The 24,886-nt window shown below is 62.8% G+C and carries 21 protein-coding genes; 9 read left to right on the forward strand and 12 right to left on the reverse strand.

Translation table 11 applies throughout. The features are described 5' to 3' along the window. Position 1: 1 nt before the first annotated feature. The 5 genes from ACFT1A_RS05930 to ACFT1A_RS05950 are packed head-to-tail and all read right to left on the reverse strand — an operon-like array spanning position 2 to position 5,505. The gene (locus ACFT1A_RS05930) at positions 2-1,435 is read right to left on the reverse strand and encodes an aldehyde dehydrogenase family protein (RefSeq protein WP_378446213.1); all 1,434 of its coding nucleotides are present in this window, start codon (positions 1,433-1,435) and stop codon (positions 2-4) included. Then, a complete protein-coding gene (locus ACFT1A_RS05935) occupies positions 1,432-1,932 on the reverse strand; it encodes an SRPBCC family protein (RefSeq protein ID WP_378446214.1) in 501 nt (166 codons plus the stop codon). The genes ACFT1A_RS05930 and ACFT1A_RS05935 overlap by 4 nt, the downstream gene beginning before the upstream one ends. Beyond that, on the reverse strand, positions 1,929-3,020 hold the full coding sequence (locus tag ACFT1A_RS05940) for a PDR/VanB family oxidoreductase (protein WP_378446215.1): 1,092 nt from the start codon (positions 3,018-3,020) through the stop codon (positions 1,929-1,931). The genes ACFT1A_RS05935 and ACFT1A_RS05940 overlap by 4 nt, the downstream gene beginning before the upstream one ends. After that, the gene (locus tag ACFT1A_RS05945; RefSeq protein ID WP_378446216.1) at positions 3,017-3,949 is read right to left on the reverse strand and encodes a metal-dependent hydrolase; all 933 of its coding nucleotides are present in this window, start codon (positions 3,947-3,949) and stop codon (positions 3,017-3,019) included. The genes ACFT1A_RS05940 and ACFT1A_RS05945 overlap by 4 nt, the downstream gene beginning before the upstream one ends. Then, complete coding sequence (locus tag ACFT1A_RS05950) at positions 3,949-5,505, reverse strand: flavin-containing monooxygenase (protein WP_378446217.1); 1,557 nt, start codon at positions 5,503-5,505, stop codon at positions 3,949-3,951. Before ACFT1A_RS05950 ends, ACFT1A_RS05945 begins: the two co-directional genes overlap by 1 nt. A 183-nt stretch (positions 5,506-5,688) precedes the next feature. Between ACFT1A_RS05950 and ACFT1A_RS05955 the strand changes: the two genes are divergently transcribed. Together ACFT1A_RS05955 and ACFT1A_RS05960 are read left to right on the forward strand one after the other, a co-directional pair. After that, positions 5,689-6,345, forward strand: a complete 657-nt coding sequence (locus ACFT1A_RS05955) for a TetR/AcrR family transcriptional regulator (RefSeq protein ID WP_378446218.1) — start codon at positions 5,689-5,691, stop codon at positions 6,343-6,345. After that, positions 6,342-6,968, forward strand: coding sequence for a TetR/AcrR family transcriptional regulator (locus ACFT1A_RS05960; protein WP_378446219.1), 627 nt, complete (start codon positions 6,342-6,344; stop codon positions 6,966-6,968). The genes ACFT1A_RS05955 and ACFT1A_RS05960 overlap by 4 nt, the downstream gene beginning before the upstream one ends. Positions 6,969-6,972: 4 nt before the next feature. On the opposite strand, the gene ACFT1A_RS05965 is transcribed toward ACFT1A_RS05960, so the two are convergent. Continuing rightward, positions 6,973-8,100 carry an acyl-CoA dehydrogenase family protein gene (locus ACFT1A_RS05965; RefSeq protein ID WP_378446535.1) on the reverse strand — a complete coding sequence of 376 codons (1,128 nt, stop codon included), beginning with the start codon at positions 8,098-8,100 and terminating at the stop codon, positions 6,973-6,975. A 239-nt stretch (positions 8,101-8,339) separates the two neighbouring features. Between ACFT1A_RS05965 and ACFT1A_RS05970 the strand changes: the two genes are divergently transcribed. After that, on the forward strand, positions 8,340-10,064 hold the full coding sequence (locus ACFT1A_RS05970; RefSeq protein WP_378446220.1) for an FUSC family protein: 1,725 nt from the start codon (positions 8,340-8,342) through the stop codon (positions 10,062-10,064). On the opposite strand, the gene ACFT1A_RS05975 is transcribed toward ACFT1A_RS05970, so the two are convergent. Further along, a complete protein-coding gene (locus ACFT1A_RS05975) occupies positions 10,040-11,002 on the reverse strand; it encodes a sigma-70 family RNA polymerase sigma factor (protein WP_378446221.1) in 963 nt (320 codons plus the stop codon). The genes ACFT1A_RS05970 and ACFT1A_RS05975 overlap by 25 nt on opposite strands. 277 nt (positions 11,003-11,279) lie before the next feature. Here ACFT1A_RS05975 and ACFT1A_RS05980 point away from each other — a divergent pair, with 277 nt between their 5' ends. From ACFT1A_RS05980 to ACFT1A_RS06005, 6 genes are read left to right on the forward strand one after another with little or no spacing between them, the layout of a single operon-like run. Next, complete coding sequence (locus tag ACFT1A_RS05980) at positions 11,280-12,359, forward strand: ABC transporter substrate-binding protein (RefSeq protein WP_378446222.1); 1,080 nt, start codon at positions 11,280-11,282, stop codon at positions 12,357-12,359. Then, entirely contained in the window at positions 12,356-13,177 is an 822-nt protein-coding gene (locus ACFT1A_RS05985; RefSeq protein ID WP_003940477.1) for an ABC transporter ATP-binding protein, read from the forward strand. Before ACFT1A_RS05980 ends, ACFT1A_RS05985 begins: the two co-directional genes overlap by 4 nt. After that, positions 13,170-14,042: an ABC transporter permease gene (locus tag ACFT1A_RS05990; RefSeq protein ID WP_378446223.1), complete on the forward strand. Its 873-nt coding sequence runs from the start codon at positions 13,170-13,172 to the stop codon at positions 14,040-14,042. The genes ACFT1A_RS05985 and ACFT1A_RS05990 overlap by 8 nt, the downstream gene beginning before the upstream one ends. A 32-nt stretch (positions 14,043-14,074) precedes the next feature. Then, positions 14,075-15,421, forward strand: coding sequence for an LLM class flavin-dependent oxidoreductase (locus ACFT1A_RS05995; protein ID WP_378446224.1), 1,347 nt, complete (start codon positions 14,075-14,077; stop codon positions 15,419-15,421). Continuing rightward, positions 15,418-16,650 (forward strand): MFS transporter, encoded by a 1,233-nt coding sequence (locus ACFT1A_RS06000; protein ID WP_378446225.1) that lies wholly within the window; start codon positions 15,418-15,420, stop codon positions 16,648-16,650. The genes ACFT1A_RS05995 and ACFT1A_RS06000 overlap by 4 nt, the downstream gene beginning before the upstream one ends. Positions 16,651-16,663: 13 nt before the next feature. Beyond that, positions 16,664-17,650 (forward strand): LLM class F420-dependent oxidoreductase, encoded by a 987-nt coding sequence (locus ACFT1A_RS06005; protein WP_378446226.1) that lies wholly within the window; start codon positions 16,664-16,666, stop codon positions 17,648-17,650. An 8-nt stretch (positions 17,651-17,658) separates the two neighbouring features. Here ACFT1A_RS06005 and ACFT1A_RS06010 read toward each other — a convergent pair whose 3' ends face one another. The 5 genes from ACFT1A_RS06010 to ACFT1A_RS06030 form a co-directional block, all read right to left on the reverse strand. Then, positions 17,659-18,321: a DUF3239 domain-containing protein gene (locus tag ACFT1A_RS06010; RefSeq protein ID WP_378446227.1), complete on the reverse strand. Its 663-nt coding sequence runs from the start codon at positions 18,319-18,321 to the stop codon at positions 17,659-17,661. 75 nt (positions 18,322-18,396) lie between these two features. Beyond that, a complete protein-coding gene (locus ACFT1A_RS06015) occupies positions 18,397-20,475 on the reverse strand; it encodes a peptidase (protein WP_378446228.1) in 2,079 nt (692 codons plus the stop codon). 102 nt (positions 20,476-20,577) lie between these two features. Then, complete coding sequence (locus ACFT1A_RS06020) at positions 20,578-22,236, reverse strand: DNA repair helicase XPB (protein WP_019744947.1); 1,659 nt, start codon at positions 22,234-22,236, stop codon at positions 20,578-20,580. A 180-nt stretch (positions 22,237-22,416) separates the two neighbouring features. Beyond that, a complete protein-coding gene (locus ACFT1A_RS06025; protein ID WP_378446229.1) occupies positions 22,417-23,496 on the reverse strand; it encodes an alcohol dehydrogenase catalytic domain-containing protein in 1,080 nt (359 codons plus the stop codon). Continuing rightward, positions 23,493-24,686 (reverse strand): LLM class flavin-dependent oxidoreductase, encoded by a 1,194-nt coding sequence (locus tag ACFT1A_RS06030; protein ID WP_378446230.1) that lies wholly within the window; start codon positions 24,684-24,686, stop codon positions 23,493-23,495. Before ACFT1A_RS06030 ends, ACFT1A_RS06025 begins: the two co-directional genes overlap by 4 nt. Positions 24,687-24,886: the final 200 nt, after the last annotated feature.

The raw sequence follows: 24,886 nt of genomic DNA on the forward strand, positions 1-24,886 counted from the left end.
TTCAGTGCCTTCCGTGTAGAGCGCGTATGAGAACTTTGACCAGCCAGTCGATTCGGGCGGTCCGTCGAAACGTCGTCAGCGGTAATGGCGAACGGAACCGTTGCCTGGTCATCGAACGGGCATAGGTGAACTCTTTCAGTCCGTCGGGGCCGTGAACGCGTCCGAAACCGGATGCTCCGACCCCACCCAGCGGCAGGTTGGGAACTGCGGCATACATCACGTAGGAGTTCACCGACGCTCCTCCCGATCGGAGTCGACCTGCAATTGATACTCCGTCCTTGCCGAACACGCTTGCTCCCAAGGCGTATGGCGACGCATTGACCAACTCCACCGCCTCGTCCATCGAGCTGACTTTGGTGATGGTCATCGTCGGGCCGAAGGTCTCCTCCGTGACGGCGAGGCTGTCTTCGGGCACGTCGACCATGATGGTCGGTTGCACGTACTGACCGGAGATCGTGCCGAGCCCGCCGAGAACGACACATCCACCCCGCGATACCGCGTCGTCTATGTGACGCCGGATGATGGCGACTTGCGAGGGCATGGTGATCGGACCGATCTTGGCGTCGGCATCAGAACCTGCATGAATTCGAGCGGCCAGAGTGGTTGTCTTGTCGAGGAACTCGTCGTAGACGTGTTCGTGCACGTACACACGCTCGACGCCCAGACAGGTCTGACCGGAGTTGGACAACGCTCCCCACACCGCAGCATCCGCGGCGGCGCCGACATCTCCGTCGGCATCGAGGACGAGTGCGTCCTTGCCGCCGCATTCCATCAACACCGGTGTGAGGGTCTCGGCGCAGGCTGCCATGACCTTCTTGCCAGTAGCAGTGGACCCGGTGAACCCGATCTTGTCGACGCCGGCCAGGCACAGCGCCGCGCCGACCGCACCGTCACCTGTGACAACTTGCAGCACAGGATGTTCAGGGACGACCTCGGCAAATGCTCGGCCCAACCATTCACCGACACCTGGTGCGAACTCACTCGGCTTGTAGACAACAGCGTTGCCGGCAGCCAGGGCAAACGAGAGCGAACCGAGTGGGGTGAAGACCGGATAGTTCCACGGACCGATCACGCCGACCACTCCGAGAGGCCGATACTCCACCGAGGCGGCCTGATTGATCGTCAACAGACTGGAACCGACGGTGCGCCTGCCCAACACCTTTCGAGCATTCTTCGACGCCCACGCGAGGTGTTCGAGCGCCATGGCAATTTCGAGCATTGCGTCGGGGTGAGGCTTGCCCATGTCCCGGTGAACGACGTCGGCGAGTTCGGATGCTCGACGAGCGATGATTCCTCGCCACCGATCCAGTCGGCGGGCGCGTTGCTCGAATGTCAGTTCCGCCCACCACGCGGCGGCGACTCGAGCTTCGCGCACTGCCTGCGTCACCGTGACGTCGGTCGCCTGCGCGGTCGTGTCGATCTCGGTTGTTGTCATCGCGGAGTCCCCTGAAGTGTGTGGTGGACGGCGCCGTCGGCCCAGTTGCGGGTCACGCGGTCGAGGATCGGTCTGGCCGGAGACAGAATCGGGGCGAACCACGGCTGCGCCTGCACAGCGAACGTCCAGGTGAGAAGGCTTCCAGTCGAAGTCGGTTCCAGCACCAGATCTTCGGCGAAACGCTTGAATCCCGGAAGTGACGCCGACTCCACGTAGAACGACATCCGGTTGCCCTCGTCCCAGCGAAAGAACCTCTCGTCCAGTGCGGCGAAGGCGCCGGCCCGCACAGTTCGCGTCGTCCCGATGCCGAATGGTCTGGCCGAGGTCCAGTCGGATCCGGTGATGCCGCGCGCCCACGACGCGAGCGCACCGTCCGAGGTCAACGTCCGCCACAAGCTTTCGCACGTCGCTTCGGACTCGATCCGGTGAGTGATCACCAGCGGCGCGGATCGGATGAAGTCTGCGTCGGCCGCCGCGAGCGGGAATTTTCGCTTCACAGGTCCACCACCAAAGATTTACCCGTGGAACGTGATCGACAGGTCAACATCGAATCGGTGCGTTCCGATTCGGTGAGAAGGGTGTCCCGATGATCGACGGTCCCGGCGAGCACCCGGACCTTGCACGTACCGCAGAAGCCCTGTTGGCAGGAATACGCGACGCCGGGAAGTGCGCGTCGTATTGCCGCCAAGGCACTTTCGGACTCGCCGACATCGACGGTGAGGCCGGTGCGCGCCAGGTGCACAGTGAATTCGTTGCCGTCGACTACCGGTAGCGGCGAGAAGCGCTCACTGTGCACCGATCCGGTCGGGTTGCTCGTGAAGGCTGCTGCGCGCACCATGTTCATCAGCGGCGCCGGTCCGCACGTGTACACCGCGGCGCCGGGATCCGCAGCGGAGAGCAGTTTTTCGACATCCGGCGAGCCCAACTCGTCGTCCGGTCGGATGGTTACCTGCCCGCTGGAATACTCCTCGATCTCGTTCAGAAATGGCATGGTTGCGCGAGTTCGTCCGAGATAGTCCAATCGCCAGGGGATTCCCCGACGGTGACAACGCTGCACCATGGGAAGGAGCGGAGTGATTCCGATTCCGCCCGCAACAAAGAGATACGACGGAGCCGCGACAAACGGAAACGCATTCCGCGGTCCTCTGACGTCCACGACCATTCCAGGTTTCAGCGACTCATGGATCTCGCGTGAGCCGCCACCGCCCTCGTCTATCCTTCGGACGGCGATCCGATACGAGGTCAAATCCTCGGGGTCGCCGCACAGCGAATACAGTCGTTGCCTTCCCGAGGGGAGAAAGACGTCGAGGTGGGCGCCGGGAATCCACGACGGGAGGGCGATGCCTTCCCTCGGAGTCAAGGTGACACTCAGGACGTCGTCACACTCCAACCGGACGGACTTCACGTCCAGTGTCATGTCGAACCCGCTGTAGCGGACCGGGTTGGGACGCGAAAGTATCTGCGCTGCAGGACTGGTTGCAAAGATCCGACGGTATGCGCCCGTGGCCTGCGCGGCAAACCTCAACGACCGAGTCGGCGTGAAGGCGGGTGCGTCGTGGGGGCTGTCGGCAGTCGTCTTGCTCATCTTTCACTCACTTCGGAGGAACGATTGGCGGCAGGCGAGCGAGCGAGGTAGCGCATCGCGACGTCCATGTCCCCGATCTGGGAAGGGTGGAAACTCGGCCGCAGATACGGAGGAATCTCGGTGATCAGGAATTTCATGTTCGGTACCAGTCCACGACGAGTGGCACTGATCAGTTGCAGAGGCCACAGTCGACCCTTCGCCTTCGACGGGTCCTGCCGGAAAAGGTAATTCATCGAGGCGATGAACAGTACGAACAACGTGAAGCTGGCGAGCAGCGCGGTGCGAACGCGTCGGGCGTAGCTACCGTCGACGTACATGTAGGCGTCGAAAGCGACGTTGCGGTGCTCGACTTCCTCGGCGCCGTGCCACTTGACCATGTCGAGCATCATCGGGTGCATGCCGGCATCTTCGAGAGCGGGATCGGTGAGCAGCCATTCCCCGACCACTGCCGTGTAGTGCTCCATGGCAGCAAACAAGCCGAGACGTTCACAGAGCCAGGCGTGCTTGGCTTTTCCGGTCAATCCTTTGTCGCCCAATATCTTGTCCACGAGCCAGTCCATGCGGCGTGCCATCGGTTTCATGTCCATGCCGAGGTCCGCAAGATGTTCGCGTGCACCTTTGTGCGACGACGCGTGTGTTGCTTCCTGGCCGACGAATCCCACCACCTCTTCGTGCAGTCGGGTGTCCTCGATGAGAGGGAGCGCTTCAGCGAGCGTCGCAGACATGGCTCGCTCTCCCTCGGGTAACACGAGATGCATGAAGTTGATGACGTGGGTGACCATCGGTTCGTTCGGCACGTAGTGCAGTGGTACACCGTCCCAGTCGAATTCGACGTCACGGGCGGCGATCGCATGTGCTTCGTCGGTGTAGCGGCGAGCGCCGGACGGTGCGATGACGGGCGTGCCTCGGAAGGCGTTGATGCCGAGCATTATCGGCTCCTCACGGTTTCTCGAGCAGTGGTGAGTGGTGTGGACGAGACGGGTTGTACCTGCGTGTAGTGAGTGAGGTCGGCCTGTTTGGTCCTGGCGCGGAAGGATCGGTTGAATCCGGGATAGAAGGTGTAATTGCGGCCGCCGTCGACGAGGTAGTAGCTACTGCACCCGCCCGCGTTCCACACGCTGGTGGCGAGTCGGCGGTCGGTCGCACGCACGAATTCGCGCTGCACGTCGGCGCGGACGTCGATGCTGCCGATGCCGCGCTCGTCCATCTGAAGAATGCAGCTCACGATGTACTCGACCTGCGCTTCGATCGTGACGACCTGCGAGGTGTAGACCACCGAGTTGGGGCCGAGGATCATGAAGAAGTTCGGAAACCCGCTGATGGTGGTGCCGAGGAAGGCTTCGGCACTGCCGTTCCACGCCTGCGCGAGGCTGCGGCCGTCCGTACCTCGGATGATGTCGAAGGACGGGTTGTCTCCCATGCGAAAACCGGTACCCATGACGATGGTGTCGACTTCGCGGAAAGTGCCGTCCGCGGTGAGTACGCCGCGCTCCTGTACCTCGACGATTCCGTCCGTCACCACCTCCACGTTGGGTGACGCCAGCGCGGGATAGTAGGTATTCGAGAACGTCGGACGCTTGCATCCGAATGCGTAGTGAGGGAGTAGCTTTGCGCGAAGCTCCCGGTCGCGCACCTGCCGACGAAGATGCGCCCGGCCGAGTGCGGCCAACCCTGCGAGCAGTGACGGCTTGTACACGAATCCGGGTACCAGGGCTTCTTGAAGTAGGTCGAGTCCCTTGCGTGCGAGTCGCTGGGTGAGCGGTACCCGCTCGAACAGCGCGCTGGGCCAGCCCGTCATCGGCTGATCCGGGTGCGGCAGGATCCACGTCGGTGTCCGCTGGAATACGGTCAGCGAGTTCGCGAGCGGTTGCAGTCTGGGGATGATCTGCACTGCGGAGGCGCCGGTGCCGACCACGGCTATGCGTTCGCCGCGAAGGTCGTGGTCGTGGTTCCAATCCGCGGTGTGGAACATCTGACCACGAAACGATTCGAGTCCGGGGAGGTCGGGGGTGGCGGGGGCACTGAACGGGCCGGTGGCCGCGACCAGAAACTGTGCCTCCCACACGGTTTCCGCGGTGTGTACCCGCCAGATCTGGGCCTGCTCGTCCCACGACGCTTCTGTCACGTCCTGGTTGCAGTGGAAATGACCGGCGAGTCCGAAGCGGTGGACACAGTCCCGGAGATAGTCGTAGATCTCCGGCTGCAACGGGTACAGCCGCGTCCAGTTCGGATTGGGCGCAAATGAGAACGAATACAGAATCGACGGGATGTCGCACTGTGCACCGGGGTAGGTGTTGACCTGCCAGGTACCCCCGGGCTCCGCGGCGCGTTCGAGAACGACGAAGTCGTCGATCCCGGATTGCTTCAAGCGGACAGCAGTTCCGATGCCGCCGAAGCCGGCTCCGATGACGACGACTCGTGTTCGGCGGGTTCGAGTTTCCTCTTCACCGGCCGATGGCCCCGAGATTGGGTCGATGTCGACCATGTGTGACGCCTCCTGATTGGTGCGTGAACAACTGAACGAAGAGTAAGTCTGACATCAGGTGATGTCAACAGCGGTTGATGTCAGAATTGGCTTGACTGATATCGGGCGATGTCAGTTCACCCTCGAAGGTCTTCGCGATAACCTGAGGTCGAGAGCACTGCCGGCCAGTGAGACGATGGGGACATGACGGATACCGAGGCTCGGCGCACCGGCCCGCGCAGGTGGCGTGGACAGGAACCGGAAGATCGCCGCGCCGCGCGCCGGGCACAGTTGATCGAAGCCGGGCTGCAGATCATGGGCACCGAGGGTGCGGCGGCCGCGACCATGCGGGCGACGTGCCGCGAGGCTGGGCTGACCGAACGGTACTTCTACGAGAGCTTCGCCATTCGTGACGAACTGTTGGTCGCCGTTCTCGACGAGGTCGTTCTCGGTGCGCGTGACACCATTCTGGACGCTCTCGAGGCCGCACCTTCCGAACCGTCGGCTCTGATTCGCCACGTGGTGAAGGCCTTCACCAGCTATGTCTTCAAGGATCCCCGACGTGGACGCATCATGTTCGTCGAATCCCAGGCGGAACCTGCACTGTGGGACCGAGGACGAGAACTGATGGCGGAGTTCACCAATCCGATCTCCGCGTCGCTCGAGCTGATGTACGGCGGCGAGGCGGCCGACTCCACCAACTCCGAACTCAACTCGGTGGGGCTGTTCGGTGCACTCGCGTTCATCTATCAGGCGCACACCCCGTCCTCCAAAATCTCTCGAAAGCGCTTGGTGGAGCACATTTCGCTCATGGTCGAGGCGCAGGCGACGGTCAACAGCACGCCCGCGAGGAAAGAATGACGTCGGCTCCTGCCACGGGCGGAAAACGCCTCGGACCCGAGGACCGACGTGAACAGATCATTGTCAGCGCGGCAAAAGTTTTCGAGGAGAGGTCTTATGCCGACGTCTCGATGACCGAGTTGGCCAAGGCTGCAGGCGTCGGTCGTCCGCTGCTCAATCATTACTTCGGCTCCAAGCGGGAGTTGTATCTCGACGTCGTGCGGCGATTCGTCTTCATCCCCGAAGTGGCGGTGGACCGCATTCCGCGATCGGCGAGCCAGGAGAAGCGAATCGACGCCGTGATCGATCGGTGGCTCGACGTCGCCTGGCGTCATCGCGACATGTGGATCTCGACAGTCATGTCCGACGACCTCCGCCGTGATCCCGAGATGGATCGGATCCTGCAGGACGCGGACGACGTTGCCGCGCGACGCATGATGGATGCGCTCGAGATTCGACCGAGCGAAGGCAGCGAGACTGCTGTTCATTCGATGATCGTGGCGTACGGAGGATTGGCGAAGGCTGCCAGTAAGCAGTGGTTGGTGACCGGTTCGCTCGACCGCGAACAGGTGCACCTTCTGCTGGTCCGCAGCTTGCTGGCAATCGTGCGTGAAGTGTTGCCGGCTTGCGAGGCGGGCTCCTGATTGCTCAGAGTGATCTCGCCACGAGGTCTTTCATGACTTCGTTCGAACCGGCGTAGATTCGCTGAATACGAGCGTCGGCGTACATCTGGGCGATGGGATATTCGAGGATGTAGCCGTAACCGCCGTGCAGTTGTACGCAACGGTCGATCACGGCGCACTGCTGATCGGTGAGCCAGTACTTGGCCATCGCGGCGGTGGTCGCGTCGAGTTGCCCGGCGAGGTATTTGACGATGCAGTCGTCGATGAACGTTCGCGAGATTCGAGCGATGGACGCGCACTCGGCAAGTTCGAAGCGGGTGTTCTGCAGGTCGAAGAGTGTTTGCCCGAACATGTTTCGCGATTTGGTGTACTCCACGGTGAGGGCGACTGCACGCTCCATTGCCGCAGTGGCCGCAACCCCACAGATCAATCGCTCGGGCAGTAGTTGCTGCATCAGCTGCGCAAATCCTGCGCCTTCGCGGTCTCCGAGCAGGTTTGTCGCCGGCACCCGCAAGCGGTCGAAGAACAACTCGGTGGTGTCCTGGCCCTTCTGTCCGACCTTCTCGAGTATTCGTCCGCGCTCGAAACCCGGTGTGTTGTCGTCGACCTCGGCCACGATGAGCGATACCCCGCGCGCTCCGAGGCTCGGATCGGTTTTGGCGGCAATGATCACCAGATCGCAATTGCGGCCGTTGGAGATGAATGTCTTTGCGCCGCTGATCAGATAGTCGTCGCCGTCGCGGACGGCGCGGGTGGTGATGTTCTGCAAGTCGGATCCGGTGCCGGGTTCGGTCATGGCGATTGCGCCCACCCACTCACCACTTACCAACTTCGGTAGCCAGCGCAGTTTGTGGTCGTGATCGGCGTAGGCATTGAGGTAGTGCGGCACGATTCCCGAGTGCACACCGAGTTGGAGTGAATGATCACCCGCCATCACCTGCTCGTGGAACAGCACGGCATCGTGCGCAAAAGTTCCTCCTCCGCCGCCGTACTCGGTGGGGATCGACATGCCGGCGAGCCCGAGCGTCCCGAGTTCCCGATAGGCGGACTTGTCGGGAAAACCCTGGGACGCGAAGCGTTTCTGGTGCGGTGTCACGTGTTTGGCAAAGAAGTTCTTCGCCAGTTCGCCAACGGCCTCCAATTCGTCGTCCATCCACGGGGAGCGTCGTTCGGTGGTTCGGGTTGCGGTTGATCCTTGCGTCATCGTGATTTCTCCCGATCGATGAAGTGCGACCCACGAGCGGATCTGGCTCCACCTATCATCCACACTGTTGACGCAGTGTCAATAAGCGGGTGGCCGAATCGACCTCCAGACCCGCTTCGGATACCAGGGCGGCCGCCCGCAAGAATGGGACGGCACAGACACGATCGAACCGGCGCGAAGGATGGGCAGTGGACCCCGAAGAAACATCAGCGGGTCACGAGTCCAACCTCCTCCCGGCGCCGCGTCCGGCTCGCAGCGTCCTGTTCGGATTGCCGCCGGTGGGAAACCGGTATCCCGGAGCAGTTCGGGTCGCACTCGCCTTGGCGATTCCGGCGGCCGTCGCCACCCTGCTCGGATACGGGCCCTCGTCCCTCCTGGTCGGACTCGGTGCATTCGCGTCGATCTACGGTGAGGGACGTCCGTACCGGAGCAGGTGGAAGGCAGTCGGTATCGCCGCGACGGCGCTGACGACCCTGTCCTTCATCGGGGCATCGGTGGGGGAGCCGGTCCACCGAGCGATCTCCGAAGGCGCGCCGACGGTGCTGCTCGTCTTTGTCGTGCTGATCATGGCCGTCGTGGTGTCGACCTGCGCCTTTACCGTCGACGCGCTTCGATTAGGCCCACCGGGCGCGTTCTTCCTGTTGCTCACCACCGAGATCAGTTCGGTGATCGCTACTCCCGGCCAGCCGCCGGTCGAGGTCGCGATGTGGACGGCAATCGGTGGGATCAGCGCGGTCGTCGTCTCGATGACGGGGATCCTGTGGGCACCGCGAGCGATCGAACGCAGCGCGGTACAGGCAGCCGTCTCGGCTGTTGCGGAGTACACGGAAGCGCAGGCGAAGTACGCCCCGCCGGAGCAGACGCGAGACAAACGGCACGCTGCAGCACTTCGGCTGCACGACGCGTGGCAGTGCCTCTACCGCGGCGCAATCGTCGGGAAAGACCACCCGTTGACCCGTGAACTCGAACGAGCGCAGATCGCGATGGCCAGGGCGATCTCCGACGACCACGATCCCGAACTCATGGCGGACCCCGCGTTCGACGTCGACGAGGTCGGGGCCCATCCACCCCTGCCCGACCCGACGATCCGGTATCGGTTTCTCCGCGCCTGCAATCCGTCCAGCCGAGCGTCGATCACGGCACTTCGGCTGTCCATCGCCTGTATGGCGGCGGGAACCCTCACCGTTCTACTCGGTATCGATCGCCCGGACTGGGCGGTGATCGCCGCGGCGATGGTCCTGCATCAAGGACCGGATCGAATACTGGGCACCTATCGCGGAATCCATCGCATCGGCGGAACCGTCCTCGGATTGATTCTGTTGGGCGCCATATACGCCTGGAGTCCGACCGGTCTGTGGCTGGTGGCGGTACTTGCCGTCCTGATGGCGGGGATCGAACTGTTCCTGGTGCGGAACTACGGGATCGCCGTCATCTTCATCACCGCTCTGGCAATTCTCCTCGGCGCTGCCGGTGGTGCACACGGGACCGTCCAGCATCTGATCCTCAGCCGCATGCTCGAGACGGCAATCGGCGTCGTCGTGGCGTTGATCGTCCTGTGGACGGTCGGGCGCGGGGCACATCGACGCACTCTGATCTGGGTCGACGAGCGTGCCGACAGCGTCCTGTTCAAGCTGCTGACCGAAATCCGCTCGAGGCACTATGCACCACAAGCGAATTGGTCCGAGCTTTCGGAGCTTCGACGCGACCTGGACTTCGAACTACGGGGCAGCACGATGGCCGGGATCGACGCCGCCCACAACGAACCCGAGTGGGCGTCGCAGCAGTGGAGAACGCACACCGCACTGCATCACCTGGGATCGGATGTGCTGCACCGACTGTGGTTCGGCACGCAGGTGTCCAGGTCTCACCTCGAAGAATGGGAGTCTCGCTACCTGCGCTCGGGTTCGGTGTGATCGAGCATCGGGACGGCACTGAACTTGGCTGGATTCGCAATGTCGTAGGCGGCACAGACAACTCCGTCGCGAACCGTGAAGCCGGCAACTCGAGCGGCGAACTGCGGGTACCGGTCATCTCCGGGTGAGCCGGCGAATACACCACCGAGTTGTCCGTTGACGAGAACCGGTGACATCGAAAACAGCGCCGCCGGTCCGTACTTGCGGGCCAACCCCAGGTAGAACCGCGCCACACGATCACTGCCGCGGACGACGTTGACCGCCGTGCGGGTGGTTCCGCCTGCGTCGCCGATCAGCACGGCATCGGGATCTAGTGCTTCGATCACGGCGTTCAGATCTCCACTCGCGATAGCAGTGACCAATCGCTCGACGGCGGCAGAATGTTCCTCGCTGCTGACCGGGACGGGCGCCGACGCTGCGGCTTTACGGGCCCGCGAGGCCAACTGACGGGCAGCGGCAACCTCGATGTCGAGGATGCGGGCCACCTCGGCGAAAGGTACGTCGAAGCCGTCGTGGAGGACAAAGGCAACGCGCTGAGCGGGCGTGAGGGTATCCAGGACGACGAGGGCCGCAAAACGATTCTGTTCCTGCGTCACGACGTACTCGAGGGGATCGGGTGTCGCTGAGGGTGTGCTCGCGGTGGCGTCGACGGGTGTGACGATCGGCTCCGGAAGCCACTGTCCTACATAGCTTTCTCTACGCACCGCGGCCGACTTGAGATGATCGAGGCAGATTCGGCCGACGACAGTGGTGAGCCATCCGCGCAGCTCGCGGATCTGCAACTCTTCACCTCGCGTGGTTTCGGCTACTTGAAGCCGTATCCATGCTTCCTGCACCGCGTCCTGAGCGTCGCTGAAACTTCCGGTGAGGCGGTAGGCCACTGATGTCAGATGACCACGATGTTGCTCGAAGTCCTGCGCGGCACTCGGCGAAAGCATGCCCTCATGATACGGACTTCACACATTAAATCAGGCGTGAATGTAACCGTTGACCCAGGTAGTGGGTGCCGACGTATGGTTTCGGCACTGCTTACTGCTCGATTCTGTCTTCACATTCATTGGAGTGTCACGTGTTTCGGTCTTTCACGCTGATGTCGTTCAACTGTTGTCGTTGAACTGACATTCCCCACACCTGCCTGTGCCGAGCGCCGCGTACGGCGATCCGGACAGGTGTAGCCGAGAACTGCACCAATCATCCTCTACAGGAAGCAACTTCATGATTCGCCCTCGTTTCGCGCGCTCGGTAGCCGCGGTCGTCGCCCTTGTCACTCTGTCCAGCTTTGCCGTTGCCTGCTCGGGCTCTTCCGACGAAGTCGTCAAGACCGCCGACGGCAAGACCGTCCTGCGGTACGAGGGAAGCACTGGACAGGTCTTGTTCCCCGAACTCGCTGCCGATCTGGGTTACTTCAACGACGTGGAACTCAACTGGATCGGCGACACGACCAGCGGTCCTCAGAGCATTCAGAATGCCGCGACCGGTCAAACCGACTTCGGCGGAGCGTTCAACGGTGCGGTGGTGAAGTTGGCTTCCGCGGGTTCACCGATCACCTCGGTAATCGGGTACTACGGCTCTGACAAGCAGAGCTTCAACGGGTATTACGTACTCGACGACAGTCCGATCAAAACGGCCAAAGACCTGATCGGCAAGAAGGTCGGGATGAACACCCTCGGGGCGCACCACGAGTTCGTCGTTCGTGAATGGCTTGCGCGGGAAGGGCTTACGCCGGACGAGATCAAGCAGGTGGAACTGATCGTGGTGCCGCCGGTCAACACGGAGCAAGCGCTGCGGCAGGGGCAGATCGACGTCGCGACTCTCGGCTCGGTCTTCCGTGACTCCGCACTCGAACGAGGTGGTCTGCGGGAGCTCTTCACCGACGAATCCCTGTTCGGCTCGTTCACATACGGCACGTTGGTATTTCGTGACGAGTACATCGCGCAGAACAAGGAAGCGGTCGCCGATTTCGTGCAGGGAACCGCGCGAGCGATCCGCTGGACTCAGACGCATCCGCGTGACGAAGTGCTGGCCAAGCTGACGTCCATCGTCAACAGTCGTGGACGCAACGAGGACACCAAGCTGATCAGCTACTGGAAGAGCCCGGGAGTTGCCGGCCCCGGTGGAACGATCACCGATACCGAGATCAGCACGTGGATCGACTGGCTGACCCGCAACGGCGAACTCGAAGACGGCAAGTTGAAGCCGTCGGACATCTACACCAACGAATTCAATCCATACGCCAACGGAACGTATTCACCCGACAGCGGCGCTGACGGACAGGCACTGGAGGCCGCAAAATGAGCACAGAACCGAAACTACGGCTCGAGCACGTCACCAAGCAGTTCGATATTCGTGGGACCGACGAAGTTTTCACCGCGGTCGAGGACATCAACATCGACGTGGCGCCGGGGGAGTTCCTGGTCCTCGTCGGGCCGAGTGGTTGCGGTAAGTCGACTCTGTTGGACCTTCTCGGTGGACTGAGTTCGCCCACGTCCGGTCGAATCCTTCTGGACGGCAAGCAGATCACGGGGCCCGGTCTGGACCGCGGGATAGTCTTCCAGCAGTACGCGTTGTTACCGTGGCGCACTGCGCGTCACAACATCGAGTTCGGACTCGAAGCGAAGGGCGTGAAGAAGAGCGAGCGACGCGAACTCGCCGAGCATTACCTCGAACTGGTCGGTCTGCAAGGATTTGCCGACCGCTATCCGCACGAGTTGTCCGGCGGAATGAAGCAGCGAGTTGCGATTGCTCGCAGCCTGGCATTCGATCCCGAAGTGTTGCTGATGGACGAACCCTTTGCAGCTCTGGACGCACAGACGAGAGAGTCTCTGCAGGACGAGCTTCTACGTATCTGGAAAGCCACCGGCAAGACGATCCTGTTCATCACGCACGGCATCGACGAGGCCATCTACCTCGGGCAGAGAGTTGCCGTGCTGACGTCGAGGCCGGGGCGCGTCAAGACGATCGTCGACATCGATATCGACAGGTCCGGTGACGACGTGCGATCCGGTGAGGAGTTCCGTGTGTTCCGGCACCGGATCTGGACCCTGCTGCACGGTGAAGTGGAACGCGCACGGGCCGGAGAGCTCGACCCAGCCAAGGAGGTTGCACATGTCTAGCGCATTGGCGACGCCGGAAGTGGTCCTGGACCCGAAACCGTTGCCCGACCAGACGCCGGCACCAAGTAAGGGGCGTAAATCCTCCGGTAAGGCAGCGCGCTACGTGGGCTCCGCCGCGTGGCGAATTGCCAAGCCGTCGATAGCCATCGCCGTCTTCCTCGGGATCTGGGAAGCGGCGCCCCGGTTGGGTGTGGTGGACAAGGTTTTCCTTCCGCCATTCAGTGAGGTTGTGTCCGCGTTCCTCACTCTTGCCGGGAACGGTCAACTGCAAGAGCACGTCTCGGCCAGTTTGACGCGTGCGCTGACCGGTTTCTTCGTGGCCATCGCGATTGCAATCCCGTTGGGCATTGCAATCGCGTGGTACCGCCCGATCTCCGATTTCCTCAATCCGATTCTCGAACTGTTCCGCAACACGGCAGCTTTGGCTCTGCTGCCCGTCTTCGTGCTGATTCTGGGAATCGGTGAGGAATCGAAGATCGCCCTGGTGATCTACGCTTGCACCTTCCCGATTCTGCTCAACACCATTTCCGGTGTGCGCACCGTGGATCCGCTTCTGATCAAGTCCGCAGCCTCGCTGGGACTCTCCTCGATTCGGCTGTTCCAGAAGGTGGTCCTCCCGGCTGCGGTGCCGACGATCTTCACCGGAATCCGCATGTCCGCCGCGGCGTCGATTCTCGTGCTGATCGCCGCCGAGATGGTCGGTGCCAAAGCCGGTCTCGGGTACTTGATCACCGCTTCTCAACTCAACTTCCAGATCCCGAACATGTATGCGGGGATCGTCGCGATCTCGTTGTTGGGTCTGACAATCAACGCGATTCTGGTCCTGATCGAACGTCGGCTCTCACGCTGGCGCGTCACCACCTGATCTGCACCTTCACGGAAAGATTCTGCGAACTCATGTCCGAACGACAATTCCATCTGAACGCCTTCCTCATGGGCGTCGGCCATCATGAGGCGGCGTGGCGCCATCCTCGTACAAACGCTGCCAACCTGTTGGACGTCAAGCACTTCCAGGAGTTGGGGAGGATCGCCGAACGAGGAAAGCTGGACTCGGTGTTCTTCGCCGACGGCCTGGCAGTGGGCCCCCGGGTCAAGTACAACACACAGGCGATTTTCGAACCCGTCACCTTGCTCTCCGCGATCGCTGCAGCCACCGACAAAGTGGGCCTGATCGCAACCGCGTCGACCAGTTACAGCGATCCGTACACTCTTGCAAGGAAGTTCGCGTCCCTCGATCACATCAGTGGGGGACGTGGCGGGTGGAACATCGTCACGTCGGCCGGCGCTGACGAGGCCGCGAACTTCGGCCTCGATGCAGTACCGACGCACAGTGGTCGGTACGAGCGGGCCGAGGAGTTTCTCGACGTGACACTCGGACTCTGGGACAGCTGGGAAGAGGGCGCGGTTGTCCTGGACGAGGAGACCGGAATCTTCGCCGACCCGGATCGTGTCCATCGCATCGACCACAGCGGTGATCGATTCACGGTAGCCGGCCCGCTCAACTCGCCGAGGTCCCCGCAGGGACGTCCGCTGCTCGTGCAGGCCGGTTCCTCCGAGAGCGGCAAGGATTTTGCCGCGCAGTACGCCGAAGCCGTGTTCACCGCTCAACGGACTCTCGAACAGGGGCAGGATTTCTACAACGATCTCAAATCTCGGCTGATCAAGTACGGACGTAGTCCCGACGAGATCAAAGTGCTGCCAGGCATCGTTCCCTTCATCGCGGATACGGAAGAAGAAGCGAAGGCTCTGGAGCAGTCGTTCACGGACCTGATTTCTCCCGAGTATTCACTGCGCCAACTCTCGAACATGGTCGGTGTCGATCTCACTGAGCATTCTCTCGATGCCCCGTTGCCACCGCTGCCGGACATCGATCGGATTCAGGGGAACAAGAGTCGATACCAACTCGTCAAAGATCTTGCAGAGAGCGAAAAGCTGACGGTTCGGGAGTTGATCGGCAAACTCGGTGGCGGCCGCGGGCATCGTACCTTCGCCGGGACACCCGAGCAGGTGGCCGACGAGTTGGCCCAGTGGTTCGACAAGGGCGCTGCGGACGGCTTCAACATCATGCCGCCCTATCTGCCCGGAGGGTTGGAGGTCTTCGTGGACCGAGTCGTGCCGATTCTGCAGTCCCGCGGGCTCTTCCGAACTGAGTACACCGAAGCCACACTGCGCGGCCACTACGGCCTGGGCCGCCCGGCGAACCGGTTTTCCCGGTCCGCTGATGCGGCAGAAGTGAGCGCGTGACGGAAACACTGCCCAAGGAACAGCCGTCGATCGCCGGACTGAAACCGCTGATCACAACGGTTTTCGTACCGGCGGCCATCTTCGGAATCGGTCAGGGCGCGGCCGCCCCCATCATGGCCGTCACCGCCCGCGACCTCGGTGCATCGGTAGCCGTTGCCGGATTGATCGTTGCACTCGGCGGTTTGGGGGCCGTCCTCGGCGATCTCCCCGCCGGCCGGATAGTGTCGCGATTCGGCGAGCGTCGGTCCATCATCGGCGGAAGTTCTTTGGGCGCGACCGGAGTCGTGATCTGTCTGCTTGCGCAGACTCCCTGGATGCTCGGTATCGGCGCTCTGCTGACCGGACTGGCGAATGCGGTGTGGGGCCTCGCGAGGCAGAGCTACCTCGCCGAGACCGTGCCACTCGGCCTACGGGCCCGAGCGATGTCGTCATTCGCCGCGATGTGGCGGTTGGGGTTCTTCCTGGGGCCGCTCATCGGAGCCGGCGTGATTCTTCTGCTGGGCGCGCGTGGAGGATTCCTGGTCCAGTTGGTGGGCGTCGTACTCGCCGGGGCGCTGATGGCCCGCGTTCCCGACCCGCCACGAAAGGCGCAGGCGGGCAACGGTGATCACGCGCACGCAACCCTCCCGGACATCCTTCGCCGCCATCGTGTGGCACTGTCGACGCTCGGGACAGGCTCCCTGCTGATGGGCGCCGCCCGTGCTTCGCGGGAGGCGGTGCTGCCGCTGTGGGCATTGCACCTCGGGTTGGATGCGGCCCAGGTGAGTGTGATCTTCGGTATCGGTGCGGCAGTGGATCTGCTGTGCTCGTATCCGGCCGGGCACATCATGGACCGATACGGGCGCAGGTTGGTCGCGGTGCCTTCGCTGACGGTGATCGGTGTCTCGTACCTACTGTTGCCGTTCTCGACGAGTGCAGTGGGGCTGACCGTGGTCGCTGTCGTGATGGGGATCGGCAACGGACTGGGCAACGGCGTGATCATGACTCTCGGTGCTGATATCGCCCCACCCGAAGAACGCGCCGAGTTCCTCGCTGCCTGGCGATTGACCCACGACACCGGCATGTTCGGTGGGCCGCTCGCGATCGGTCTCCTTGCCGCGGTGTTCCCGCTCGGGTGGGCGTTCGCTGCACTGGGTGCGACCTCGTTCGCAGGTGCAGCGATGATGTTCCGCTTCATCCCGGTCTACTCTCCGCGGGTGTCGCCCCGCTCGCGCGTCGGGAAACGATAGGTAGGCTCGCTACATGCGATTCGGACTGTTCGTACCTCAAGGCTGGCGTCTGGACCTGGTCGGCATCGACCCCGCGAAGCAGTGGGAAGTGATGCGAGACTTCACGCTCCGCGCGGAGGCAGGACCGTGGGAATCGGTGTGGGTCTACGATCACTTCCACACCGTCCCCCAGCCGACGGAAGAAGCGACTCACGAGGCGTGGACGTTGATGGCCGCACTCGGTGCGTCGACGTCGCGTATCCGGCTCGGCCAGATGTGTACCGCCATGAGCTACCGCAACCCGGCGTACCTGGCCAAGGTCGCCGCGACCACCGACCTGATCACGGGTGGACGCGTCGAAATGGGAATCGGTGGCGGTTGGTACGAGCAGGAGTGGCGCGCGTACGGCTACGGATTCCCCTCTGCCGGTGAGCGTCTGGGTCGACTCGACGAAGGAATCCAGATCATGCAGCAGGCGTGGTCGAAGGGAAGTGCGACGCTCGACGGCAAGTACTACCAGGTCGACGGAGCGCTGTGCCGTCCACTTCCGTTGCAAGAGGGCGGAATTCCCATCTGGGTTGCCGGCGGCGGCGAGAAGGTCACACTCAAGATCGCGGCGAAGTACGCGCAGTACACCAACTTCGACGGCACCCCGGACGGCTTCGCACATAAGTCGGAGATCCTGAAGAAGCACTGCGACACCGTCGGTACCGACTTCGACGCCATCGTCCGTTCGGCCAACTACAACGTCGCCATCGGCGCGACGGAAGCCGAAGTGGCTCAGCGGTTGGAGACACTGAAATCCCGGCTGACGCCGTTGGTCGGCGAAGCTGCTGCGGATGCGTCGCTCGATGCGTTCCGCGGAATGCCGGCAGTGGGTACGCCGGAGCAGATCATCGAGAACCTGTCGGCGCTCAAAGCGCAGGGCCTCGAGTACGGAATTTTCTACTTCCCCGAGGCTGCGTACGACACGTCGGGGATCGAGATGTTCGAGAAGGAAGTACTGCCCGCGCTCGCGTAGCTGAACGGCTAGCGCAGGGAGTCAGGAAGATCGGCCGGGTTGATCAGAACCCGGCGATCGGGGTGGGTGCGAACTTCTTCGGAATCGGGGATCCGGCTCTGCAGGAAGTTCCACTCGCTCGCACTGACAGACGCAACAGCCCGTGCCAAAACCGCCGAGTCCTTGGTTCCCCACTCGATCGGCATGGGGCTGACCATCTGCCAGGTGTCCGCCTTGCTGCGGGTGGAACGATCCGAACGCAGTGCAACCGACGGAATGCGGTCGCCGACTCGCCACTTCGGGTTGAGTCGAACATTGCGGCTGACGAGTGCGTACTTCGGTGCCCCTGCATTGGGCTTCGCGATGTCGATCAGCGCGGTCAGCGTCGCCGCACGCGGGTGGACCTCGGTGACGATCGCAGGGACCAGCGGGTTGTCCGTATACAGAGATTCGACGCTTCCCACCTTGCGAGGTGCCCACACGGCCACCCACAGGGAACTGGCCGCACCGATGGCCAGGACCGCGCCGATGATGATGGACCACACCTCGCCCATGCTGATCAGCCAGGCCCCGACCGCGGCGAGGACGATCGCGAAGATCACCGCAGAAATCTGCAGGCGGCGTACGTCGGCCAGTGTGTCGTTGACCGACTTGGCGTGAGCCTTGTCGACAGTGAACTGGAAGTCAGCCACGAAAAAAATCCTTCGGGTGGTGCCGGACGATCTAGGACCGGCCCCCGATCGCCCGGGGACCGTCCACCAGCGTAGCTAGTTTCGCGCGCGCTCCCACATCTGCAGGTAAGCCTCGGCGCCGCGGCTCATGTCCTCGACGATGGTGTCGCCGTCGGCTCCCGCGGCGATGCGCATGTCCGCGATCCAGTCGGGAATCATCCCGTACTGCGCCACGCCGACGGTGTTCACGTCGAAAACCCGGGTGCCGGCGCGCTGCTGGTCCATGACCGTGCCGTCGAAGGCGGTGTACGGATAGTGCAGCGGGTTTTCGGCGGCGTCACCGCGCGGTGCGGCTTGGGGACCGAAGCCGTTGGTGTCGGCGCCGTAGCCGAAACCGAAGTAGTAGTTCTCGCTTCGCATTGCCCGCGCGTCGCGCCACTGGTCGATGAATCCGCGCTCTTCGGGCTTTTCGTCCGATGCGTCCAGTTGCCCGGCGTACAGGGCGACAAATCCGCCGAGCGCGTAGATCCGCTTGTAGAGGCTCGGGTCGCTCCAGCTGTGACTCGAGACGACGCCGGAATAGTTCGCAGCTTCGAGAATGTCGAGTGCTGCTTCGGCGGTCTTGACGCTCATGTGGTCGATGTCGACGATCATTCCTCGGTCCATCAAACCTCTGATCGTGTATGCGCCCAGGTCGGTCAGGCCGTGTGAATTGCATTGCGGACCAGCGGGGTACACCGGAAGCGTCACGCCGGGCGGGAGTACTGCGAGAAGATTCTGTGCGCCGTCGACCTTGGTGGGCAGCACGTTGTCCTCGGCAACTCCGGTGCAGGGTTCCGACTGCCAGAACTCCCCGGTGCCCAGGTAGTTGCCGATATTGACGGCCACGCCGGTGATTCCGCCGTCGAAACGGGCACCGCCGAGAGCGTTGTCGAACTTGTGCGTGACGATCATCTGCCGGACACCCAGGTCGTACAACTCGTCCAGACCGCGGTCGATGTCGTCCTCGGTGCACTGCGGAATCCCGTTACGCACAGAGCAACCGAAGGGTTCGGATACTTCCACTCCGAGGGTGACGGCCAGCTTTCCGTCGGCGGCCACCTTCCTGGCTTGTTCCGGGGAGCTCACGATGCGGAACCATCCGCGGCCGGGTCCGCCGTACTGGGCGTCGATGTAGTCCTGGAGGTCGCGTGTCTGCTGCGCCTGGATCCGGACGGTCTCCATCTCGTCGCAGGGATTTCGCTTGCTCGGATACAGCTCGCACAGGACACGGTTGGCGACAAAGAGATTGGTGAAGATTCGCAGTCCGCCGCGCCAGGCCCGCTCGACCCACTTGTAGTACGTCTGCTCGTGCGTCAGCGAATCGTGGGCCGGCCAGTCGGCGAAGCTCGGCCAGCCCGTGGTGTCGTGAGTTTCGAAGGGATTTCCGTACGACAGAACGTTTTCGAGGAGTGCCGGTATTCCGTCGGGTTGGTGGTCCGGGCAGTCGACGAGTGCAGCTGTGACACCTTGGGGGTCGAAAGGTCTGCCGCAGTGCAGGTTTCCACCCATGAACTCCGAAGCATTCATGTGCACGTGTGTGTCGATGAATCCCGTGACTTCACCATTCGGTCCGATTTCTCCGGGAATACCGTTTGCGCCCACTTCGGCTTCGGGGAAATCGGCACAGCCATCGCGGGGGACGAGAGTGAACGCAGATTCGGGAACGTCACCGGGATCGGACATCGTGAGCGTCGAATCTCGCGAGATCAGTTGACGGCCGTTCGAGGTTGCGGTCAGAACGAAGGACTCGCCGGTGGACATCACGGTCCAGTCGGTGGCTGGAGTTGCTTCGGAGGTGGCGAGAACGGAGTCTGCTCCGTCGTGCGAGAGCCTCGACCCGTCCGGGCCGTACAGCATGAAACGACCCAACTGGGCCGCATGCAGGCGGAAGGGCTCGGCGTCGGCGGCTTTCGTGGCGTCGGTGAGGTACGCCGGTCCGCCACGACGCACGAAGTCGCCGGACTCCGTGCGAAGCGCGTAGCAGCCGTTCGCAAGTGCGTACACCGAGTTCTGCGCGGTAGGAGATGGGCTCGGTGCCGCCGCACTGACGCCGGTCGTGGCGACGACGACGGCGGCAGTCAGCAGCGAGATGGTTCCGGCGAGCCGACCCCGTAGACGTGGAACTGAGCGCATGGTGCTGGTGACCCCCGGCCGATGGACACGACTGTGACAGGGCACACTCTACAGATAACTGGACGTATGTCCATTTATTTCTGGAACGTGTTGCAGAAATGCTCAGCCGATTGCAGGTCCGAGCAGGTCGTCGGCGTCGGTGATCCGGTAGGCGTAGCCCTGTTCGGCGAGGAATCGCTGACGATGTGCCGCATACTCCGCATCGAGAGTGTCGCGGGAGACCACCGAATAGAAGTGCGCCTGACCGCCGTCGTGCTTGGGTCGCAGGAGGCGTCCGAGTCGCTGAGCTTCTTCCTGCCTCGATCCGAAGGTTCCCGAAACCTGCACGGCGACAGACGCCTCCGGAAGGTCGATCGAGAAGTTCGCGACCTTGCTCACCACCAGCGTCTGGATCTCACCGTTCCGGAACTGATCGAACAGGATCTCACGTTCCTTGTTCTTGGTGGATCCCTTGATCACCGGGGCGTTCAGGGCTTCGCCGAGTTCGTCGAGCTGATCGAGATACGCGCCGATCACCAACGTCGGGGAATCCGGGTGCTTGGCCAGAATCGACTTCACGACAGCGATTTTGGTGTGCGCCGTCGAGCACAGTTTGTAGCGTTCCTCCGGTTCGGCGACGGCATAGGACATGCGTTCGGCGTCCGTCATCGTCACTCGCACCTCGACGCAGTCGGCCGGTGCGATCCAGCCCTGCGCTTCGATGTCCTTCCACGGAGCGTCGTAGCGCTTGGGGCCGATGAGCGAGAAGACGTCGCCTTCGCGTCCGTCCTCACGAACCAACGTCGCGGTCAGACCGAGGCGGCGGCGTGACTGCAGGTCTGCCGTCATCCGGAAGACCGGCGCGGGGAGCAGGTGTACCTCGTCGTAGATCACCAGTCCCCAGTCTCGGGAATCGAAAAGTTCGAGGTGCTTGTACTCGCCCTTCGTGCGACGCGTGATCACCTGGTACGTGGCGATCGTGACCGGCCGAATCTCCTTGCGCTCGCCGGAGTATTCGCCGATTTCTTCCTCGGTCAACGACGTGCGAGCAATGAGCTCACGCTTCCATTGACGACCGGCAACGGTGTTGGTCACCAGAATGAGTGTGGTGGCCTTGGCCTTTGCCATCGCTGCGGCGCCCACCATCGTCTTACCGGCGCCACATGGCAGCACGACGACGCCCGAGCCGCCGGCCCAGAACGAATCCGCTGCCATCTGCTGATAGTCACGCAGTTCCCAGTGGCCCTCTTCGAAAGCGAGATCGATCGGGTGCGCTTCGCCGTCCACGTAGCCGGCGAGATCCTCGGCCGGCCAGCCGACCTTGAGCAGCATCTGCTTGAGGCGGCCGCGCTCACTCGGGTGCACGATCACGGTGTCGTCGTCGACCTTCTCGCCGAGCATCGGCGAGATCTTCTTGTGTCGCATCACCTCGGTGAGTACCGCGCGGTCGAGGCTGACCAGGATGAGACCGTGCACCGGGCTCTTGACCAACTGCAAGCGTCCGTACCTGGCCATCGTGTCGACGATGTCGACCAGGAGAGGCTGTGGCACGGCGAACCGCGAGAACGACACCAGTGCGTCGACAACCTGCTCGGCGTCGTGCCCGGCGGCGCGGGCATTCCACAATGCCAGGGGAGTGATGCGATACGTGTGGACGTGTTCCGGGGCCCGTTCGAGTTCCGCGAAGGGGGCAATTGCCTGCCTGGCATCGCCGGCACGCTCGTGGTCGACCTCCAACAGCAGCGTCTTGTCGGATTGGACGATCAACGGTCCGTCGGTCACGGAATCCTCCTAGTGAAGCAAACGAGGCAGCCACAGAGCGTTGCGCCGCGTTGTCGGCTGACGCCAACCCTGCCATTGTCCTGGTATCGGGGCGCAGACGCCAACAGGCGACGCTCGCACAGCCCGAAGTAGGGGTGCCCGAGTGCGGGCACCCCTACGTCAACAGGGCATGACCGACCGCTATTCCGGGCGGCCGGCGCCGGGTAGAACGAGGATCTTCACGTGTTCGTCGGGTACGCGCAGAGCTGCGAAAGCGTCCGAGACACCATCGAGGCCGACCCGGCCGGTGATGATCGCTTCGGCGTCGATCTCTCCATCGGCGAGTCTCTGCAGGGTGATGTCGTAGGCATTCTCGTAGGGGCCGTGACCGAAGTTGATCGAGATCCTCCGGAACTGCCCGACGACGGGAATGATCGTCTCGTCGCCGAACGGCGCAGCCAGCACCTGTATCCGCGAGTTGAACGGCAAGGTGCGCATCAGTTCCCCGATAACCCCCGCCCGGCCGCTGCATTCGTACGCGATCAGAATGCCGTTTGCGGCCTGACCGACGAGTGGGTTGCCCTCGGCGACCATCTGATTCCACAGTTCGATCGGATCCTGCTCGGCCGGATCGACGACGATGTCCGCGCCCATCTTCGCGGCGAGCTCGCGTCGTGTGGGGGAGGGCTCGGACGCGATGACGATCTGTGCTCCTCTCGCCTTCGCCGCGACGACGGCGCCAAGTCCGATCGTCCCGCAACCGATGACGAGCGCCGAATCGGCCGAGGTGAGGCCGGACTGTTGAAGGTGCATCTCGCCGACGTGGAGAGGTTCGGCAAGTGTGGCGTGTTCGAGTGACAGGTGATCGGGAACTTTGCGGACCCAGAACGCGTCGACGACGATGTGGTCGCCGAACGCGCCGTGGTATTCGTTCGAGTAGCCGATGATCGTCGGGATCCCGGTGGCAGTGTCGGTGGCCAGGCCGATGCCCGCCACCCTGTCTCCGATCGCGAAATCGGCTACTGCAGAGCCGGTTTCGGAGACGATACCCGCATACTCGTGTCCCAGGACTACGGGGCGGTCGGGGTCGAAGGTGGCGAGCGGGTAGCCCCCGTCGTGTGCGACCTCGACGAACCGGCACGGGTCTTTCGACATGCTCAGGTCACTGCCGCAGATCCCGCAGGCGACGACGTCGATGCGGATTTGATGGGGTGCCAACGGCGGCGGGTCGGCCATCTCGGTGACCGCGAATTCTCCCTGCTGGAAACGGACGGCCCTCATGCGCGCACGGCTCCTGTCTCGGCCGGCTGGCCGTAGTAGTCGGTGTGGGCTTTGGTGAGCGCTCCGACAAGCCCGCCGATCAGGTACTCGCGATTGTCCTCGGCGAACTGCATGCTCGCCTGACGCCCGACGTTCCGCTTCCGGAAGTGCGGGACCACCTCGGAGGCGAACAATTCGTAGCTGCGTTTGGTGTCCTCCCAGCTCGCCATGTCGACGTGAAGGATCAGGAACGTGCCGAACCCTCCCGTCTTCTCGATCAGGCGCTCGATCTGTGCGATCGCATCCTCGGGGGTGCCGATGATCGCCTGACCGAACTCGCCGAGAGTGTCGTTACGCCACTGGTCGATGATCCCGGCCGGCGTATCTGCCCAGGCCGGGGTCTGGCCGGTCTGCCGATTCACGTAGGAGGCCATCGATCCGATCCGTCGGCTCACGGCGCGCTCGGCCTCGGCTCGGGTCTCTGCGATGAACATCGGAGTGACCACCCGCCACGTCGCACGGTCGGCGTGGTGGCCGTACTCGGCCGAGACCTTCTCGTACACATCCCAGTTGCGATCCAGTGCGTCGAATCCGCTGGGTGAACTCGCAGCCAACGAGAGCAAGGAGAGGCCGTTCTTGCCTGCGAGTACCGAACCGTTGGGCGAAATCGTCGACGCTGTCACGGTCTCGATGCCGTCCGCGCGGTACGTGGGCAGCTGTGCACGAGCATCACGCAACGTGAACCAGTCGGTTTCCATGTTGACGACCTCGCCGCGGAGCAACGCGAGAATGGCCTCGAGTGCTTCGCCCTGGCGGCGGCGCTGATCCGACGGGTTGATACCCATCATGTGTGCGTCGAGGGGGATCTTGCCCGGGCCGGTGCCGAAGATGAGCCGTCCGCGGGTCTGCAGATCGAGTTGAGTGATGCGGTCGGCCGTGATCAGCGGGTGGTGATAGGGCAGGGACGTCACGCCCGTACCGAACTGGATGCGCTCGGTCCGCTCTGCGGCGGCGGCGATGAACATGTCCGGCGCGGGCACGATTTCGGCGCCGGTCGAATGATGCTCACCCATCCAGGCTTCCTCGAAGCCGAGGTGATCCAGGTGCGCCATGAGATCGATATCGCGTCTGAGCTGCAAGGCTGGATCGGCGTCGAGCGGGTGGTACGGGGCAAGGAAGGCTCCGAAGCGGATGGACGATGCGGACCGCATGATGACATCTCCTGTCGACAGAGAAGTGATTTGGCTCACTCGCTCTGGTAGAGATGTCTAACATGGATCAACTGATCCAATAAGTTGAATCTCCCGCACAATGGGAGGTTTGTAATCACTTGTAGCTCAACGCTATCTGGCGCAGTCATGTCGTCTAAGGTTGTCGCGAGTAGATCAACTGAACCAGGCATTTCGAGAAG

It is taken from the genome of Rhodococcus sp. NPDC057135 (assembly GCF_042670865.1).
Classification (GTDB): domain Bacteria; phylum Actinomycetota; class Actinomycetes; order Mycobacteriales; family Mycobacteriaceae; genus Rhodococcus_F.

Bases quoted from the DNA above. Each gene is read 5' to 3' on its own strand.
- ACFT1A_RS05930 (WP_378446213.1), bottom strand. From the start codon at position 1,435: ATGACAACAACCGAGATCGACACGACCGCGCAGGCGACCGACGTCACG.
- ACFT1A_RS05940 (WP_378446215.1), bottom strand. From the start codon at position 3,020: ATGAGCAAGACGACTGCCGACAGCCCCCACGACGCACCCGCCTTCACG.
- ACFT1A_RS05945 (WP_378446216.1), bottom strand. From the start codon at position 3,949: ATGCTCGGCATCAACGCCTTCCGAGGCACGCCCGTCATCGCACCGTCC.
- ACFT1A_RS05950 (WP_378446217.1), bottom strand. From the start codon at position 5,505: ATGGTCGACATCGACCCAATCTCGGGGCCATCGGCCGGTGAAGAGGAA.
- ACFT1A_RS05955 (WP_378446218.1), top strand. From the start codon at position 5,689: ATGACGGATACCGAGGCTCGGCGCACCGGCCCGCGCAGGTGGCGTGGA.
- ACFT1A_RS05960 (WP_378446219.1), top strand. From the start codon at position 6,342: ATGACGTCGGCTCCTGCCACGGGCGGAAAACGCCTCGGACCCGAGGAC.
- ACFT1A_RS05965 (WP_378446535.1), bottom strand. From the start codon at position 8,100: ATGGACGACGAATTGGAGGCCGTTGGCGAACTGGCGAAGAACTTCTTT.
- ACFT1A_RS05975 (WP_378446221.1), bottom strand. From the start codon at position 11,002: ATGCTTTCGCCGAGTGCCGCGCAGGACTTCGAGCAACATCGTGGTCAT.
- ACFT1A_RS05980 (WP_378446222.1), top strand. From the start codon at position 11,280: ATGATTCGCCCTCGTTTCGCGCGCTCGGTAGCCGCGGTCGTCGCCCTT.
- ACFT1A_RS05985 (WP_003940477.1), top strand. From the start codon at position 12,356: ATGAGCACAGAACCGAAACTACGGCTCGAGCACGTCACCAAGCAGTTC.
- ACFT1A_RS05990 (WP_378446223.1), top strand. From the start codon at position 13,170: ATGTCTAGCGCATTGGCGACGCCGGAAGTGGTCCTGGACCCGAAACCG.
- ACFT1A_RS05995 (WP_378446224.1), top strand. From the start codon at position 14,075: ATGTCCGAACGACAATTCCATCTGAACGCCTTCCTCATGGGCGTCGGC.
- ACFT1A_RS06005 (WP_378446226.1), top strand. From the start codon at position 16,664: ATGCGATTCGGACTGTTCGTACCTCAAGGCTGGCGTCTGGACCTGGTC.
- ACFT1A_RS06015 (WP_378446228.1), bottom strand. From the start codon at position 20,475: ATGCGCTCAGTTCCACGTCTACGGGGTCGGCTCGCCGGAACCATCTCG.
- ACFT1A_RS06025 (WP_378446229.1), bottom strand. From the start codon at position 23,496: ATGAGGGCCGTCCGTTTCCAGCAGGGAGAATTCGCGGTCACCGAGATG.
- ACFT1A_RS06030 (WP_378446230.1), bottom strand. From the start codon at position 24,686: ATGCGGTCCGCATCGTCCATCCGCTTCGGAGCCTTCCTTGCCCCGTAC.